The sequence below is a fragment of the Methylotenera oryzisoli genome, from assembly GCF_004661485.1.
GTDB classification, from domain to species: domain Bacteria; phylum Pseudomonadota; class Gammaproteobacteria; order Burkholderiales; family Methylophilaceae; genus Methylotenera; species Methylotenera oryzisoli.
In genome coordinates this window covers 535,077-550,805 of record NZ_PQVH01000008.1, presented here as the reverse complement: position 1 = coordinate 550,805, position 15,729 = coordinate 535,077, and the positions used below count along the sequence as shown (strand labels likewise).

The window sequence follows — 15,729 nt, the reverse complement described above, 5'->3', positions numbered from 1 at the left end:
AACGTTTGATGATAAGAATACAGCAAAGGGAAGAATGATGAAAATCAATATGCCAGTAACAAATGATGAGGTGTTGTTCGGGGATGATGAGTTTATGCTCACCAAAACAGATCTTAAGGGCATTATTACGTATGCCAACCAGGATTTTATTAAGACGTCTGGTTTTTCTGCGGAGGAATTAATTGGCTCAAGCCACAATATTGTTCGGCACCCTGATATGCCCGTTGAAGCATTTGCAGACCTTTGGCATAACTTAAAAGCTGGCAGGCCCTGGAGTGGCTTGGTTAAAAATCGTACTAAGCAGGGAGATTTTTATTGGGTAAAGGCGGATGTTGCGCCAATTTTAGAAAATGGCCAAGTTGTTGGTTATTTCTCAGCACGTAGGAAACCTACACGTCAGCAAGTCAATGAAGCTGATGCTGCGTATCGTCTTTTTAAAGAGGGTAAAGCGCAGCACCTTGTTATTCATGAAGGCCAAGTGATGAATAACAACTTACTAAGTAAAGTTAAATACAAACTGTTAGATTTTAAATTATCACAAAGATTAGCGGGCATTGTGACGTTAGCTGCTGTGTTGCTAATCGCGCAAGCTTGGGTTTCTCTTGATAAATTAGATGCCGCTAATCAGCGCATGATGAGGATTTACAGTGACAGGTTAGTCCCTATTGAAGATTTAGGTCAAATCTCTAACATGATGCTAGAGAATAGAACAATTCTTCGAATAGCACTCAGTGAAGTGACTTATGAAGCACATGATGGTGTTTCATCGTTTGAAATGAATCAGCAGTTTTCTGCTCAATCATCAGACTCAATCGAAAAAAATATCGCTGCAATTAGTGAGTTGTGGCAGAAGTACATGGCAACGAACATTACTGATGAAGAAAAAGTGTTGGCGGATAAGTTTGTAGCAACACGAGGAGCATTTGTAAAAGAGGCATTACTTCCAGCTGTTGATGCATTACGTGCTAACGATTATGAAAAGGCAAAGTTGTTTTCAACAAAAGCTAGAGATTTATATAACGTAGCACATCCGGCTTTAGTAGAGCTTATTCAGTATCAAGCTGGGCATGCAAAGTTGGAATACGACACTTCAGTTGAAAGCTATAAATTAACACGCAATTGGACAATTGCCAGTTTGTTTGTTGCAGTTGGGTTTTTGGCTTGTTTTGCATACTTTATTATGCGTTCGATAGCTAATCCTTTGTCTGTGATATTTAGAGTCTTAGATAATATTAAATCAAACAGATTAGATACTGAGTTTGTCACAAGTGGTAATAACGAGCTAGGTCGCGTGTTGAGAGCATTAAAAGTGACTCAAACTATGCTTAGTGTGAATGTCAACGAGGCAAAAGAACTGGCGCATGCGGTGAAAGAGCAATCTACACAGTATGAAGGCCAGTTAGCCGCTATTAGTCAATCTACCGGCGTGATTGAGTTTGATATGCAAGAGAATGTGATTGCAATCAATGACATTTATCTCAATATGTTGGATTTTTCTCGCGACGAAGTGTTGGGCAAAGAGCACGATGTGCATGTTGAGGCAGCAGAATCTAATAGTGATGCTAATCAACAGTTATGGCAGAAGTTATTACGTGGAGAGGCTGTCACAGGCGAGTTCAAACGTATTGGCAAAAATCATAAAGAAGTTTGGATACAAGCATCCTATAACCCTATCTTATCTGCATCTGGTAAGCCTTATAAAGTAGTGCAGTATGCAACAGATATTACTGAACAAAAAATAAAGAATGCTGACTTTGAAGGCCAAGTAGAGGCGATTAATCGTTCACAAGGTGTGATAGAGATTGGACTGGATGGCACTGTTTTAAAAGCGAATCCTGTCTATCTGAATATGTTGGGCTATAGCCAACATGAACTCATTGGGCGCCATGTCAGCATGGTACTAGATCCTGTTTACGCAAAAAGCACTGCATATAGCAATTTGTGGGCAAGTTTGTTACAGGGCAATAGTGATGCTGGGCAGTACAAAAGAATTGCAAAGAGTGGTAAGGAGGTTTGGATTCAAGCTTCATATAACCCCATTTATGATGTGAATGGCAAACTGCAAAAAATTGCCAACTACACAATTGATATCACAGAGCAAAAATTACAAGCAGCTGAAAACGCAGGCCAGATCGCTGCGATTGACAAAATTCAAGGGGTGATTGAGTTTGATTTAACCGGAAAAATTACGGCTGTGAATGACAACTTTGGTCGCGTTACAGGCTATAGCGAGAAAGAGATTGTAGGTAACCATCATCGTATGTTTGTGGAAACCTCACATCAAAACAGTGCTGAATACAAAGCGATGTGGGAGAAATTGGCCAGAGGTGAGGCTGATGTGGGGCAATATAAACGGGTAGGTAAAGGCGGTAAAGAAATATGGTTACAGGCCAGCTATAACCCTATCTTTGATATGAATGGTAAGCCGTTCAAAGTGGTGAAATATGCAACAGATATTACTGAGCAACATCAAAATTCACTCGCACTTAGTTCTGCCGTAGTAGAAACACAAAGTGTCATTGAAAAGGCAAAAATCGGTGATCTGAGCAACAGAGTGCCGCTGTCAGGCAAAACAGGACCTATCGCGAGTCTGTGTGACGGAGTCAACGCCCTGATGGACAAGATGACAGAAGTCATCATCCAAGTCAAAGAAGCCGGTGAAACCATCAACACCGCTGCTGGCGAAATCTCCTCAGGCAACACAGACCTATCAAGTCGCACCGAACAGCAAGCCTCAAGCTTAGAAGAAACTGCGGCCAGCATGGAACAGCTTGCCGCGACCGTGAAAAACAACGCAGAAAGTGCTAAACAAGCCAACCAACTTGCCACTGTTGCCTCGGATGTCGCCGTCAAGGGTGGAGAAGTGGTAGGTCAAGTGGTGAATACCATGAATGCCATCAACCAAAGTGCGCATAAGATTGAAGATATCATCTCCGTGATTGACGGTATCGCTTTCCAAACTAACATCCTAGCGCTGAATGCAGCAGTCGAAGCAGCTAGAGCAGGAGAACAAGGGCGAGGCTTCGCAGTCGTTGCAGGAGAGGTGAGAAGTCTGGCCCAACGTTCAGCTAGCGCGGCGAAAGAAATTAAAGAGCTGATTACCGACTCAGTTAATAAAACCGCGGAAGGTACCAAACAAGTAGAAAATGCAGGTGCTACGATGCAAGAGATAGTGACATCAGTCCAACGCGTGACAAACATCATGGGAGAAATTGCCGCAGCATCAGTAGAGCAAAGCTCAGGTATCAGCCAAGTGAACACAGCAATGACAAGTATGGATGAAGTCACTCAGCAGAATGCAGCGTTGGTTGAAGAAGCCGCAGCCGCAGCGGAGTCATTAGTTGACCAAGCCGTGGCATTACTGGACACCGTGAGTGCTTTTAAATTGAGCGGAGGTGCCGCACAAACTAATAATTTAAGAACGCTAAAACCTTATGAGCAGATTGCTCAACGTGCACAGAAGCAACAAAGTGCGATTAGAAAATCTGGCCAAGCTCCTAAAGATGAAGGTGATTGGGAAGAGTTCTAGACTAATAGTATTGAGTAATTAAATTAATTTTTAAGTTGAAGTAAAAAGATCGGAGCCCCTCTATGACTAAAACAATTCTTGCTGTTGATGATTCTGATTCTTTGCGAAAAATGGTGGTATTTAGCCTTGAGCAAGCAGGTTATCAAGTTGTTCAGGCTATAGATGGGCAGGATGGTCTAGAAAAAGCAAAAGAGAAAACAGTCGATCTTGTTCTTACCGATCACAATATGCCGGTGATGGATGGTTTGTCGCTAGTTAAAAAATTGCGCGAGTTAGGATCTTATCAGTCTGTACCTATTTTGATGTTAACCACTGAGTCTAGCGCTGATATGAAAATGGAGGGAAAAGCTGCTGGCGCAACTGGCTGGTTAGTTAAGCCATTTCACCCAGAGCGTTTGTTAGATGTTGTGCATAAAGTGTTGGGTGTTTGATTTTTCCTTTGCGATTGAGTTAGCAAACAGGAGAATATAGATGAGTTTAAATGAATACAAATTTCATCATAATGAAAAACAATCTAGCTTTTTTCATGTTGCAGACTTTCAGTTGGCAGATATAGAAACCAGTCTAGAAAACATATCCATATCTCTAGATACCGATTTAATCGGTTGCTCAATCAACACAAATTTAAATGCAATATTAAACAATATTAGAAAAATCAAAGTTTCGAGCATTCTGTATGGGCTAGACGATATGACAGAAGTAACTTTCATTCTAGAGTTCTTAGTCGCAAAAATGATTGAAAAGAAATTGCCACTCACGCAAGAGCGCATCGCACACTATCTTAGAATTCATAAAAGTTTAAGAGAGCAGCTCGATAGTGTCAGCTTAAATGTGCCTGCAGACAATCAACAAATGAATTATTTGCAAACGTCGCTTAATTACGAATTGAACCAAGTAAAACTATGAGCGTGATTATTTTTAACCTGTTGATTTCATTTTTTCATTCATGGATTTTGCATCATGTTAATTGAGCGTAATCAAACTCATGGAGTGCTGATTGAGGAGGCTTACGCCTTATTTCTAGCAGAAACAGAAAGCTTGCTGGATCAAGCAGAGTTGTTAATGCAGATTTGCGATTGTGAAGATGAAATTGTAGAGCTTGAAGCGATAGTGGATGTAATGCGCATCATGATGGATATAGCTGCGATGATTTATGCCGCTGATAATGCATTAATCGATTTATCTTTTACCACTAAATTGTCTGAGAGCGTTCTTAGTGAAATCAATATTAACCGAAGAGCTGTTGGTGTCGAACATATTCAAACACTAAAAGCTATTCGGCATGTATTACAAGCTGATTTACGAGCGCATTACCATGCGACTAGACATTAGTAGTATTGCCGTAATCATGGAACAGAACTTAAAAAAATTGCGAAGGCATGATGTATGGAAAGTAAACCAGATATAAAAATTCTGGTAGTAGATGATTTTTCTACTATGCGCAGAATAGTAATTAACCTGTTAAAGCAAATTGGTTATACCAATATAGATGAAGCTGAGGATGGTTTAGCTGCTTGGAGTAAGCTGCAGAGTGGTTACTATGATTTTGTCATTACAGATTGGAATATGCCCAATATGGATGGTTTAACTCTTTTAGAAAGAGTGCGCGCTGATCGTGATATAAGCCATACACCAGTACTGATGGTGACTGCCGAGGCAAAAAAAGAAAATATCTTAATGGCAGCTAAGGCTGGGGCAAATGGATACGTAGTTAAACCATTTTCGGCACAAATATTAGATGAAAAAATTTCCAAAATCTTTGAAAGAATGCAGAATGTGGCGGGTGCAATATGACACTAGATGCTATCAATAGTAATGAAAACTTTATAGATGCTGTACATGACACAAGTGGTGACCCAAATATTTTAATTAGGGTAGGTCATATAGTCCGAACGTTACATGACTCGATGACCGCTTTGGGATTAAGCCAGATATTAGAGCGAGCTGCTAAAGATATACCTGATACCAGAGATAGACTTAAATATATAGCCACAATGACTGAGCAAGCGGCAGATCGTGTGTTAAACGCAACAGATAAAGCTATGCCTATCCAAGATGAATTGACGGAAGCAACAAAGTTAATCACCCAGAAATGGCATACTACATTAGATCACCCTGCATTAAAGAGCGAATATAATGTAGTTGCGGAAGAGACAATTAAGCACTTACAGCGAGTAGATCAAGTATCTAATGAAACTAAGGCCATTTTAATTGAAATTATGATGGCGCAGGATTTTCAGGATTTAACCGGACAGGTAATCAAAAAAATCACACAGCTAATTAATGATATGGAAAAGCAACTAATGCAGGTTTTAGTAGACTTTTCAGAGGTTAAATCTACAAACGTTGAGCACACTGATGTTAATCCTATCGCTACAGATAACAACTTAAGTGAGGCTCATATCAATCAGTCAGAGGTTGATGGGTTATTGGAGAGTCTAGGCTTTTAGCGTTTATGCATATTAGTTTTCGTTACAGTTTAGATACATATCATCAATTCTGCGATACGTAGCCAAAATTCAGTATTCCACAAAATCTGTGGATAACTCTGTGATTATTTGTGGCTATACTCTGTAACCTACCAATTTATAAGGACTTTTTTAAAAAGCCTAAACTTTACACTTTTTATTTAATCTTTATAAATCAAATACTTATGTTTTTATCATTGATTTGTATAGGTTTTTTAAGCATCGGATATTAATGACTAAATTAGTGTGTATAAGTCAACCAGTATTTTGATAAAAACTAACCATTTTTAATGGTTTTTTTGCTTGCAGTTTGTAAATAAATTGTTATGCATAGGTACGTTCTACGCGCGTCACAGGCTTGATAACAGAGGTTTGATTAGATGAATGTTTACACAGGTTGATCTCGGCTACTGTAAAAAATAAAGCCCGATTAATCGGGCTTTATTTTTTTAAACTACATGATGATATTGCGCAGCAGAATTATTTATTCTGAGTTTCTACCATCACTAAAGGCTCACTACTAGCGTCCTCTTTTTTCTCTTTTTGCCAAGAAGCTGGCTTGCGAGGACTACGCTTTTCAACTTCAACTGGAGCAACAACTTTCGCAGCATCTGCTTTGGTTTCTACCAACTGTAAGCCTGAGTCGGCTAGATCGACTTTCTTAGGCTCAGCTTTCGCTTTGCGTGGACGAGCAGGGCGTTTTTTCTCTGTCTTTTCAGCAGCTTCGATCGTTGCTTCATCGGCAGTTTGGGTTTCGCTAGGTGCTGAGTCTTTGCCACTAGGTGCTGCTTTGTTTGCAGTATTCTTTTGTGGTTTAGATTTCTTAGCTTCTTTCTCAACTGGTGCTGTGCTTGCTTCAATCGCTTCTACTGCTGGAGCGGTGGCAGCAGCTTGCGGCGCAGACTCTTGAGCCTTAGTTTCTGCAACCTCAACGGCTGGTTTAGCTACAGGAGTTGTCTCAGCTTTTGCAACAACGTTATTACTTGGCGCTGGTTCTGCATTCGCCACCACATTTGTAACCTCTACAGCACTTGCTGCTGCGTTCACCTCATCATTTGGTACAAATGCGCGGGTGTTGTCGCGTGTGGCATTTTCATCACGGTCACGACGGTTGCGGCGGTTATTACGGTTGCGACGGCTGCTACGCTCACTACGTTGTTCTGTAGATTCGTTGGCAGAAGTTTCACCTGTATTTGCCTGAGCAACATTACGTGCTGCCTCTTGGTTTTTGTTGTCATGACGCTGATTATCATGGCGTTGTTGCTGTGGCTTTTGTTGGCGTTGTTCTTGTGGTCTGCCCTCAGCCTGACGTGGCTCCTGCGCTTTTTGCTCGGCATTTTTCGGCACACGTTCTTGGTTTGCGTTTTTATCGCCACGCTCATTACGGTTGCGCTCGTTACGGTTGCGATTACGCTCGTTACGGTTACGGTTATTGCGAGGATGATCGCGACGCGCATCACTAGATTTTTCAGCAGCTTTTTCAGCTTCTGACTTTTCACCTAAACCTAGGAATTTTTTGATTTTAGCAAACAGTGATAACTTAGGCTCAACCTTCTCAACTGACATCGGTGCCGGTGCAGTTGGTGTGATGCCTTTAACCGCAGCAACAGGTTTTACTGCTTTAGCTTCTTCTGCAGCTTTGCTTACGTAAGTTGTTTCTGAAGGCAGTTCTACCATTTGGTAGCTAGCTTTGCTGGTGTCTTCGTTCACGTCATCATGCTTGATGCGAATGATGTTGTAGTTCGGTGTTTCAAGGTGGATGTTAGGAATCAACACCACTTCTACACCCATGCGCTCTTCAATCTTATGGATATCAGCACGCTTCTCATTGAGTAAGAATGTAGCAACTTCCACTGGTAACTGCACTTGAATAATTGCGCTATTTTCTTTCATCGCATCCTCTTGAGTGATGCGTAAAATATGTAGCGCAGTGGATTCAATGCCGCGGATATGACCAGTGCCGTGACAACGTGGGCAAGGGATGTGGTTTGTTTCACCAAGGCTAGGGCGTAGACGTTGACGTGAAAGCTCCAGTAAGCCAAAGCGTGAGATTTTGCCGGTTTGTACGCGAGCGCGATCTGCATGTAGGGCATCACGTAAAGCGTTCTCCACTTCACGTTGGTTGCGTTGGCTCTCCATGTCAATAAAGTCAATCACTACCAAGCCACCTAAGTCACGCAAACGCAATTGGCGCGCAACTTCTTCAGCTGCTTCTAAGTTAGTGTTGAACGCAGTATTTTCAATATCACTGCCACGTGTTGCACGGCCAGAGTTAACGTCTACAGAAACCAAAGCCTCTGTATGGTCAATCACAATCGCGCCGCCAGATGGCAAGCGTACTTCACGTGCAAACGCTGATTCAATTTGGTGTTCGATTTGGAAGCGTGTGAACAGAGGGATTTCATCTTGGTACAATTTAACACGTGCCACATTGCTCGGCATTACGTGGTTCATAAACTGTACAGCTTGCTCATGAATGTCTGGTGTGTCGATTAAAATTTCACCAATGTCTGAGCTGAAGTAATCGCGGATTGCGCGAATCACTAAGCTGCCTTCTTGGTAGATTAAATAAGCACCTGCCTGCATTGCTGAGGCGCCATCAATCGCTGACCAAAGCTGTGTCAGGTAGTTTAAGTCCCATTGCAACTCTTCTGCATTACGGCCAATGCCAGCCGTACGAGCAATAATGCTCATGCCTTTTGGTACTTCAAGTTGTGCTAATACATCACGTAGTTCGTCACGGTCTTCACCTTCAATACGACGTGAAACACCACCTCCTCGTGGATTGTTCGGCATTAATACCAAATAGCGGCCAGCGAGTGAGATAAATGTAGTCAGTGCAGCGCCTTTGTTGCCGCGCTCATCTTTATCTACTTGTACGATTAATTCTTGGCCTTCTTTTAACGCATCCTGGATGCGTGCACGGCCATCAGCGCCTTCTTTGTAGTAGCTACGAGCCACTTCTTTAAATGGTAAGAAACCATGGCGGTCTTGGCCGTAATCCACAAAGGCAGCTTCTAAAGAAGGCTCGATGCGTGTAATCACACCTTTGTAAATATTGCTTTTACGTTGTTCTTTACCTGCGTGTTCAATATCTAAATCGATGAGTTTTTGCCCATCTACGATCGCAACGCGTAACTCTTCAGATTGCGTTGCATTAAATAACATGCGTTTCATTGATTGCTCCTAAGCGCAGCAAGGCGGGCAGACACAATGCATAAAGTGATGCAGTGCTTTGAAAGCTGTTATTAAAGTGAAGTCGCTGAATTAATACCAAAAGAGACACATTGTGTCTGATGAATTAAGCCTTTGAATCAAGCTCATAGTGTAATGATGAGCGAGAGGCATTAACGATTTGCAATGTAACAATGGTGCAAATTAACGAAGTCTTATTAAAAAGACATGGGTGGATAACCGTGCTTTTAGTGACTATACACACTAGGTATTACGCACACCCTATACATAGAGATTCATCACTTCGGTCAATAGGACTGCGTCAGATTGAATCGTCTAGTTTTACTGTTTTAGCAGGTGTAACACGTGCTAAAACATGTTTATTTGTTCGTTAAAGCAAACTTATTGTTAAATTTATGCTTAAATGTGGCGAAGTATTCTGCCAGTTGCAGCTTAAATTCGTTAAAATTCTATCTTTAGTAAATTCTAATTTGTTTAAATTATTTAATGGCTTATGAGCTGATTAAATAATATGCCAAATTTAACTTTTCACTTTAAGTCGCGCTTTATGTTTATTTGTCTGCGGCGGCTTGAGCGCTAATTTTTACTTACCGCTACTTTATAATGTGGCGAGCGGTGTTAACCAAGTATTTAGTTGTCACTATTATTAACAAACACATCAAGTACAAGTAGTTGTCTTGATTAGATGTATTTATATTCAATAATTGTATTCTTATCAAGAATTTAACTGTGATTTAAATTGTTAAATTCATAAGAACTCGCAAAGTATAAGCTACATCAACCATTTAAGCAAAGCATGAACAATTTAATTACACATGAGCAAGACAATCCAGTATCGACAGTGAGTGAATCTGCTGCTGCATTTTTAACCGTAGACGAAGCAAGCGAAGGTCAGCGCATTGATAACTTTCTGACTAAAACCTTAAAGGGCGTGCCCAAGAGCCACGTTTACCGAATTTTACGTAGCGGTGAAGTGCGCGTGAATAAAAAACGCATTAATGCAGATTTTCGCTTAAGTTTGGGTGATGTGGTCAGGGTGCCGCCTACACGCTCAACCGCAGTTGAAAAAACAGAGTCTGCGGTTCCGGCTACCTCAAAGTTTGAGCAAGCGATCATTTATGAAGACGATGCCATGCTGGTGATTGATAAAGCCGCTGGTTTTGCTGTGCATGGTGGTAGTGGCATTAGTCGCGGCGTGATTGAGCAGCTGCGCTTAGAGCGCCCACGTGCTAAGTTTTTAGAGTTGGTGCATCGTTTGGATCGTGAAACATCAGGTGTATTGATGTTGGCAAAAAAAAGAAGCGCATTGGTTGCATTGCACGAAGCGATTCGCAACAATCAAACCGATAAACGCTATTTGATGCTAGTGCAGGGCGAGTGGCTGGAACCTAAAAAACGCGTAGTACTGGACTTGCAGAAATACGTGCTGCCGAATGGTGAGCGTCGCGTTAATGTGGTCACAGATGTTTCTAAAGATAAGTTTGGTGAACGTCAAACCTCAGAAACTATGTTTAGATTGCTTAAAAATATTAACAATCCAGTGATTGGAAAATATAGTTTATTAGAAGCGCAACTGGTCACTGGTAGAACCCATCAACTACGTGTGCAATTGGCACATTTGGGGTTTCCAATTGTGGGTGATGATAAATATGGCGATTTTGATTTAAACAAGTTTTTAACTAAACACGGTCTTAAGCGTATGTTTTTACATTCGTCCGTGACTAAAATTCGCCATCCTTTAACTGCCGAGAAACTGGAGCTAATTGCACCGATGCCGGTTGAGTTAAATAAATTTTTACTAAAGTTAGAGAAAGAGTAAGTGTTAATGCCAAAGAAGTTTGATTTAATTGTATGGGATTGGGATGGTACGTTAGCGGACTCTACCGGCATGATCGTCAATGCCATTTTAAAAGCAGCAGAACAGGTGGGGTTGCCTGCCATCACACGTGAAGCAGCAAGTGGAATTATTGGCTTAGGTCTGCGTGAGTCGATTCAAGCACTCTATGGGGATATCCCTGCCATGCAGGCACAGGCGCTTGCCGCACAATACAATGCTAACTATTATGCTGAAGAGAGTGAGATACTCTTGTTTTCTGGGGCAGCTGACACCATTGTTGAGCTAAATAAACGTGGCTTTAAATTGGCAGTGGCAACAGGTAAGGGCCGCAGAGGCTTGAATCTGGCTTTGGAACATTCCGGCTTGAGCCGCCAGTTTCATGCCACGCGCACGGTGGACGAGTGCTTTTCAAAACCGCATCCGCAGATGCTGGATGAGTTGATGGATCACTTGGTCGTGTTACCTGAGCGCACTTTAATGATAGGTGACACTAGCTATGATTTGCAGATGGCTAAAAATGCTGGTGTGAGTGCAATTGGCGTCACTTATGGAGCGCAGCCCGCAGAGCATTGGCAACATTTAGATCCAATTGCGCAATTTGATCAATTTTCAGATTTACGTGATTGGCTGTTAGAACAAGCTTAGAGAGTTAGCAGTATGCATATTGAGCAGGATATGATCGTGATTGAGAGTGCCGCATTGGAAGATGGTGGCAAGGGTATCAGATTTCCACTGCCAGCATTGGGTGAGTTTGCGACCGGGTTTGTGGTAAGGTTTAATCAGTTACCCTATGCATATGTAAACCAATGTGCACATGTTTCTGTGGAGCTGGATTGGAACGAGGGTGATTTCTTTACCGCACAGGGCGACTATTTAATCTGTGCCACGCATGGTGCACATTACCGCCCTGATAATGGTTTTTGTGTGTTGGGGCCATGCAAGGGTAAAAGTTTAAAATCGATTGAGGTCATTGAACAGAATCAAAAAATCATGATCAATATAGCGTCTATTTCTAAATAAAATCAATGACAAGTGAGTAAATAAATGACTGAGCAAAATCAATATACAGCAGGCACCAATACAGAAAGTATTGGCTCGGGCAGTAAGCCCAATCCATCTGCAGATGATGGCGCTTGGCAGCGTAATGTCATAGAAAAGTTGGCAACTGCTGCATTAAGTGAACAAAAAACAGCGCGACGTTGGGGCACTTTCTTTAAGTCACTCACGTTTGGTTATCTTTTAATTCTGCTACTGATGCTGTTTGGCGTGTTTGGTGGCGATAAAAAATCGTTTGAAGCACATACTGCATTAATTGAGATTAATGGTGTTATCCAAGCTGGCGGTGACGTCACTGCGGATGCGGTGATCTCAAGTTTGAAAGATGCTTATGATAACAAAGGCACTAAAGGCATTATTTTAAGAGTGAATAGCCCGGGCGGTAGCCCAGTGCAAGCTGGCATTATTAATGATGAAATTAGACGGCAAAAGAAATTGCATCCTGCTATTCCGGTATATGCAGTGGTTGAAGATATTTGTGCATCTGGTGGATATTATATTGCCGCTGCAGCAGATAAAATCTATGTGGATAAAGCCAGTATTGTCGGCTCTATCGGCGTGTTGATGGACGGCTACGGTTTCACCGAGGCAATGAAAAAGGTGGGTGTTGAGCGCCGTTTGATGACAGCAGGTGAAAATAAAGCCATGCTTGACCCATTCTCACCGGTGAATCCTCATCATCAAGAGTTAGCGCAAGCGATGCTGAATGAAATTCATGAGCAGTTCAAGACAGTGGTACGTCAAGGTAGAGGTGCACGTTTAAAAGAAACGCCAGAAACGTTTAGTGGCCTGTTTTGGAGTGGCGAACAAAGTATTAAACTTGGCTTAGCTGATGGTATGGGCAGTGCTGAGTATGTTGCGCGAGAAGTCATTAAGCAAGAGGATATTGTAGACTTTACCTATCAGGATGACTTTGCGAGCCGCATTGCTAAACGTATTGGTGCTAGCGCCAGTGCTGCAATCGGTGAGGTGCTTTCAAAACAACTGGTTGATTCTGGTCAAATCAGATTACGTTAATCATTAATCACAATAGATTTGAACGCATCCGGCACTGGGGGGTAGTTCAAATCTAGCTTTTTGAGGGTATTAAGCAGCAGTTTAGAGATTAAGAGGTTCCGGTTAGTTTTTGAATCAGCCGGTACGACATACCAAGGCGCGTGCTCTGTAGATGTCGCTCTAAGCGCTTGCTCATAGGCATCGATATAGTCTGGCCATAACTCACGCTCCTTTAGGTCACCTGGGTTAAATTTCCAAGTTTTTGTCGGGTTGTCCAAGCGCTCTTGCAAGCGTTTTTTTTGCTCCTGTTTTGAAATATGTAAATAGCACTTGATGATCGTGGTGCCTGTTTCTGTTAAAAGACGCTCAAAATCATTTATTTGCTTATATCTGCGCTCACATTCCGCCTCATCAATCCATTGGTGTACTTTTACAATCAGTACATCTTCATAATGACTCCGGTTGAAAATCACCAGCTCACCGGCGCCGGGGACCTGTTGGTGAACGCGCCATAGGTAGTCATGCGCCAGTTCTTCGCTGCTAGGTGCTTTAAAGCTCGCCACACGTATCCCTAAGGGATCCGTTTCTCTGAATACATGGCGCACTGTGCCATCTTTGCCGCTGGTGTCCATGCCTTGCAGAATGAGCAGGACTTTGTGCTTACCTTCTGCATGTAGGATGTCCTGATATGCATTGATTTCGCTCGCTAGCTGATAAAGCTCTGCTTCATTTTCTTCTTTGCTGCCGCTGCGTTCAGTTTTGTCTTTCGTATCAAAGTCTTTAAGCGAGAATTTTTTAGGGTTCACACGATATTTATCAAGGTTTGCCATTGTATGCTCGCTATGTTTGATGGTTAAGAGTATTAAGCGCTAGATAACAAAAAAGCCCGATGACGCATGTCATTGGGCTTTTATCATAGCAAATAAAACCTAACTTAAGTTAGGGCTAGTCTATTTTAATCAAATGGACTAGCGGCGTATTATTTAGTCAGGTTTCAGCGCTTTGGTGTAGTTAATCAAACCATTGGTTGAGCTGTCGTAGTTGCCTACCACTTCATCATTAGTTAATTGCGGCAGAATTTGCTGTGCAATTTGCTTGCCGTATTCAACACCCCATTGATCGTAGCTGTTGATATCCCAAATGATGCCTTGGACGAAAATTTTATGCTCGTAAAGTGCAATGAGCTTACCCAATGTGTTTGGCGTTAACTTATCAAACAGGATTGAGGTAGTAGGGCGATTACCTTCAAATGTTTTGTGTGGTAATAACTCTTCTAATGCCTTACCAGATAAACCTTGTTTTTCTAGCTCAGCACGGGCCTGTTCTGTAGTTTTACCCAACATCAGTGATTGCGTCTGTGCCAAGAAGTTTGCAAGCAGAATTTTGTGGTGCGCGTAACCATTGCTACTTACTTTGTAGTGGCTATGAACTGGAATCAAAAAGTCAGCCGGCACAATTTGTGTACCTTGGTGTATCAGTTGATAGAAAGCGTGCTGACCATTGGTACCAGCTTCACCCCAAATCACTGGGCCTGTTTTATACGTAACGCGGCTACCATCACGGCAAATGAATTTGCCATTACTTTCCATATCTGCTTGCTGTAAGTAAGCAGGGAAGCGTGATAAACCTTGATCGTAAGGCAGGATTGCTTGTGAGTCGACATGGAAGAAATTGTTATACCAAACACCCACTAATGCCATGATGACCGGCATGTTTTGCTCTAATGGGGCATTTTTAAAATGCTCATCCATTTCAAAGGCACCGGTAAGCAACTCTTCAAAGTTATCCATGCCGATGTATAGTGCGATTGATAAGCCAATGGCTGACCATAATGAGTAGCGACCGCCTACCCAATCCCAAAATGCGAACATATTAGCGGTATCGATACCAAAATCCTGTACCGCTTTTGCGTTGGTAGAGAGCGCTACAAAGTGCTTAGGCACATGCGCTTCATCTTTTGCTGCGTTCAAGAACCATGCGCGTGCAGAATGTGCATTAGTCATGGTTTCTTGGGTGGTGAATGTTTTTGATGCAACAATGAAAAGTGTGGTTTCTGGGTTGCAAACATTTAAGGCACGCATTAAATGTGCGCCATCAATGTTGGACACAAAGTGTACATTTAAATCCGGGCTCGCATATGGCTTTAACGCATCGCACACCATTACCGGGCCAAGGTCTGAGCCACCAATACCAATGTTGACAATATCCGTAATGCGTTTGCCTGTGTAGCCTAACCAACTGCCACTGCGTACTTTTTCTGAGAATTCGCGCATTTGGGCTAATACAGCATTTACTTCAGGCATCACATCATGGCCATCAACCATGATAGGGGTGTTGGCACGATTACGTAGTGCAGTGTGCAATACCGCTCTATTTTCGGTAATGTTGATTTTCTCACCGCTGAACATTTTATCGCGCCATTGTTCTACGTTGGCTTCACGCGCCATTTGAAATAGTAATGGCAGTGTTTCATCTGTGATACGGTGTTTTGAGTAATCAAGCAAGATATCAGAAAATTTAAGGCTATATTTGCTAAAGCGATTCGCATCATTTGCGAACATATCGCGCATATGGAGTGATGCTATTTTTTCTTGATGTTGGCAAAGTGATTGCCATACTGGGTGTTTGTTAAGTCTAGCCATTTATTT

At 42.1% G+C, this 15,729-nt stretch carries 13 protein-coding genes; 10 read left to right on the top strand and 3 right to left on the bottom strand.

Annotated features, from left to right (window positions below):
• Window positions 1-37: 37 nt before the first annotated feature.
• The 6 genes from C3Y98_RS07245 (at window position 38) to C3Y98_RS07220 (ending at window position 5,979) form a co-directional block, all read left to right on the top strand.
• Window positions 38-3,529 (top strand): PAS domain S-box protein, encoded by a 3,492-nt coding sequence (locus tag C3Y98_RS07245; RefSeq protein WP_167759919.1) that lies wholly within the window; start codon window positions 38-40, stop codon window positions 3,527-3,529.
• Window positions 3,530-3,591: 62 nt separating this feature from the next.
• Window positions 3,592-3,960 (top strand): response regulator, encoded by a 369-nt coding sequence (locus C3Y98_RS07240; RefSeq protein ID WP_135277651.1) that lies wholly within the window; start codon window positions 3,592-3,594, stop codon window positions 3,958-3,960.
• A gap of 40 nt (window positions 3,961-4,000) precedes the next feature.
• Entirely contained in the window at window positions 4,001-4,435 is a 435-nt protein-coding gene (locus C3Y98_RS07235) for a hypothetical protein (protein WP_135277650.1), read from the top strand.
• Between the two features lie 54 nt (window positions 4,436-4,489).
• Window positions 4,490-4,861: a hypothetical protein gene (locus C3Y98_RS07230; protein WP_135277648.1), complete on the top strand. Its 372-nt coding sequence runs from the start codon at window positions 4,490-4,492 to the stop codon at window positions 4,859-4,861.
• 54 nt (window positions 4,862-4,915) lie between these two features.
• Window positions 4,916-5,323 carry a chemotaxis response regulator CheY gene (gene cheY, locus C3Y98_RS07225; RefSeq protein ID WP_135277646.1) on the top strand — a complete coding sequence of 136 codons (408 nt, stop codon included), beginning with the start codon at window positions 4,916-4,918 and terminating at the stop codon, window positions 5,321-5,323.
• Window positions 5,320-5,979, top strand: coding sequence for a protein phosphatase CheZ (locus C3Y98_RS07220; RefSeq protein WP_135277644.1), 660 nt, complete (start codon window positions 5,320-5,322; stop codon window positions 5,977-5,979). Before cheY ends, C3Y98_RS07220 begins: the two co-directional genes overlap by 4 nt.
• 498 nt (window positions 5,980-6,477) lie before the next feature.
• On the opposite strand, the gene C3Y98_RS07215 is transcribed toward C3Y98_RS07220, so the two are convergent.
• Window positions 6,478-9,174 (bottom strand): Rne/Rng family ribonuclease, encoded by a 2,697-nt coding sequence (locus C3Y98_RS07215; protein WP_135277642.1) that lies wholly within the window; start codon window positions 9,172-9,174, stop codon window positions 6,478-6,480.
• 814 nt (window positions 9,175-9,988) lie between these two features.
• Between C3Y98_RS07215 and C3Y98_RS07210 the strand changes: the two genes are divergently transcribed.
• Genes C3Y98_RS07210 through C3Y98_RS07195 form a run of 4 tightly spaced genes read left to right on the top strand, consistent with a single transcriptional unit; the run spans window position 9,989 to window position 13,102 of the window.
• Window positions 9,989-11,011: an RluA family pseudouridine synthase gene (locus C3Y98_RS07210; RefSeq protein WP_135277640.1), complete on the top strand. Its 1,023-nt coding sequence runs from the start codon at window positions 9,989-9,991 to the stop codon at window positions 11,009-11,011.
• Between the two features lie 6 nt (window positions 11,012-11,017).
• Window positions 11,018-11,674: an HAD-IIIA family hydrolase gene (locus tag C3Y98_RS07205; protein WP_135277638.1), complete on the top strand. Its 657-nt coding sequence runs from the start codon at window positions 11,018-11,020 to the stop codon at window positions 11,672-11,674.
• 12 nt (window positions 11,675-11,686) lie between these two features.
• Window positions 11,687-12,049, top strand: a complete 363-nt coding sequence (locus tag C3Y98_RS07200) for a Rieske (2Fe-2S) protein (RefSeq protein WP_245234338.1) — start codon at window positions 11,687-11,689, stop codon at window positions 12,047-12,049.
• 24 nt (window positions 12,050-12,073) lie between these two features.
• Window positions 12,074-13,102 (top strand): S49 family peptidase, encoded by a 1,029-nt coding sequence (locus C3Y98_RS07195; protein WP_245234337.1) that lies wholly within the window; start codon window positions 12,074-12,076, stop codon window positions 13,100-13,102.
• On the opposite strand, the gene C3Y98_RS07190 is transcribed toward C3Y98_RS07195, so the two are convergent.
• Both C3Y98_RS07190 and pgi read right to left on the bottom strand, forming a co-directional pair.
• Window positions 13,099-13,911, bottom strand: a complete 813-nt coding sequence (locus tag C3Y98_RS07190; RefSeq protein ID WP_135277635.1) for a polyphosphate kinase 2 family protein — start codon at window positions 13,909-13,911, stop codon at window positions 13,099-13,101. The genes C3Y98_RS07195 and C3Y98_RS07190 overlap by 4 nt on opposite strands.
• A gap of 153 nt (window positions 13,912-14,064) precedes the next feature.
• A complete protein-coding gene (gene pgi, locus C3Y98_RS07185; RefSeq protein ID WP_135277633.1) occupies window positions 14,065-15,723 on the bottom strand; it encodes a glucose-6-phosphate isomerase in 1,659 nt (552 codons plus the stop codon).
• Between the last annotated feature and the right edge of the window lie 6 nt (window positions 15,724-15,729).

Excerpts from the sequence above, each read along its gene's own strand:
- C3Y98_RS07245 (WP_167759919.1), top strand. The coding sequence starts at position 38 with ATGAAAATCAATATGCCAGTAACAAATGATGAGGTGTTGTTCGGGGAT.
- C3Y98_RS07240 (WP_135277651.1), top strand. The coding sequence starts at position 3,592 with ATGACTAAAACAATTCTTGCTGTTGATGATTCTGATTCTTTGCGAAAA.
- C3Y98_RS07235 (WP_135277650.1), top strand. The coding sequence starts at position 4,001 with ATGAGTTTAAATGAATACAAATTTCATCATAATGAAAAACAATCTAGC.
- C3Y98_RS07230 (WP_135277648.1), top strand. The coding sequence starts at position 4,490 with ATGTTAATTGAGCGTAATCAAACTCATGGAGTGCTGATTGAGGAGGCT.
- cheY (WP_135277646.1), top strand. The coding sequence starts at position 4,916 with ATGGAAAGTAAACCAGATATAAAAATTCTGGTAGTAGATGATTTTTCT.
- C3Y98_RS07220 (WP_135277644.1), top strand. The coding sequence starts at position 5,320 with ATGACACTAGATGCTATCAATAGTAATGAAAACTTTATAGATGCTGTA.
- C3Y98_RS07215 (WP_135277642.1), bottom strand. The coding sequence starts at position 9,174 with ATGAAACGCATGTTATTTAATGCAACGCAATCTGAAGAGTTACGCGTT.
- C3Y98_RS07210 (WP_135277640.1), top strand. The coding sequence starts at position 9,989 with ATGAACAATTTAATTACACATGAGCAAGACAATCCAGTATCGACAGTG.
- C3Y98_RS07205 (WP_135277638.1), top strand. The coding sequence starts at position 11,018 with ATGCCAAAGAAGTTTGATTTAATTGTATGGGATTGGGATGGTACGTTA.
- C3Y98_RS07200 (WP_245234338.1), top strand. The coding sequence starts at position 11,687 with ATGCATATTGAGCAGGATATGATCGTGATTGAGAGTGCCGCATTGGAA.
- C3Y98_RS07195 (WP_245234337.1), top strand. The coding sequence starts at position 12,074 with ATGACTGAGCAAAATCAATATACAGCAGGCACCAATACAGAAAGTATT.
- C3Y98_RS07190 (WP_135277635.1), bottom strand. The coding sequence starts at position 13,911 with ATGGCAAACCTTGATAAATATCGTGTGAACCCTAAAAAATTCTCGCTT.
- pgi (WP_135277633.1), bottom strand. The coding sequence starts at position 15,723 with ATGGCTAGACTTAACAAACACCCAGTATGGCAATCACTTTGCCAACAT.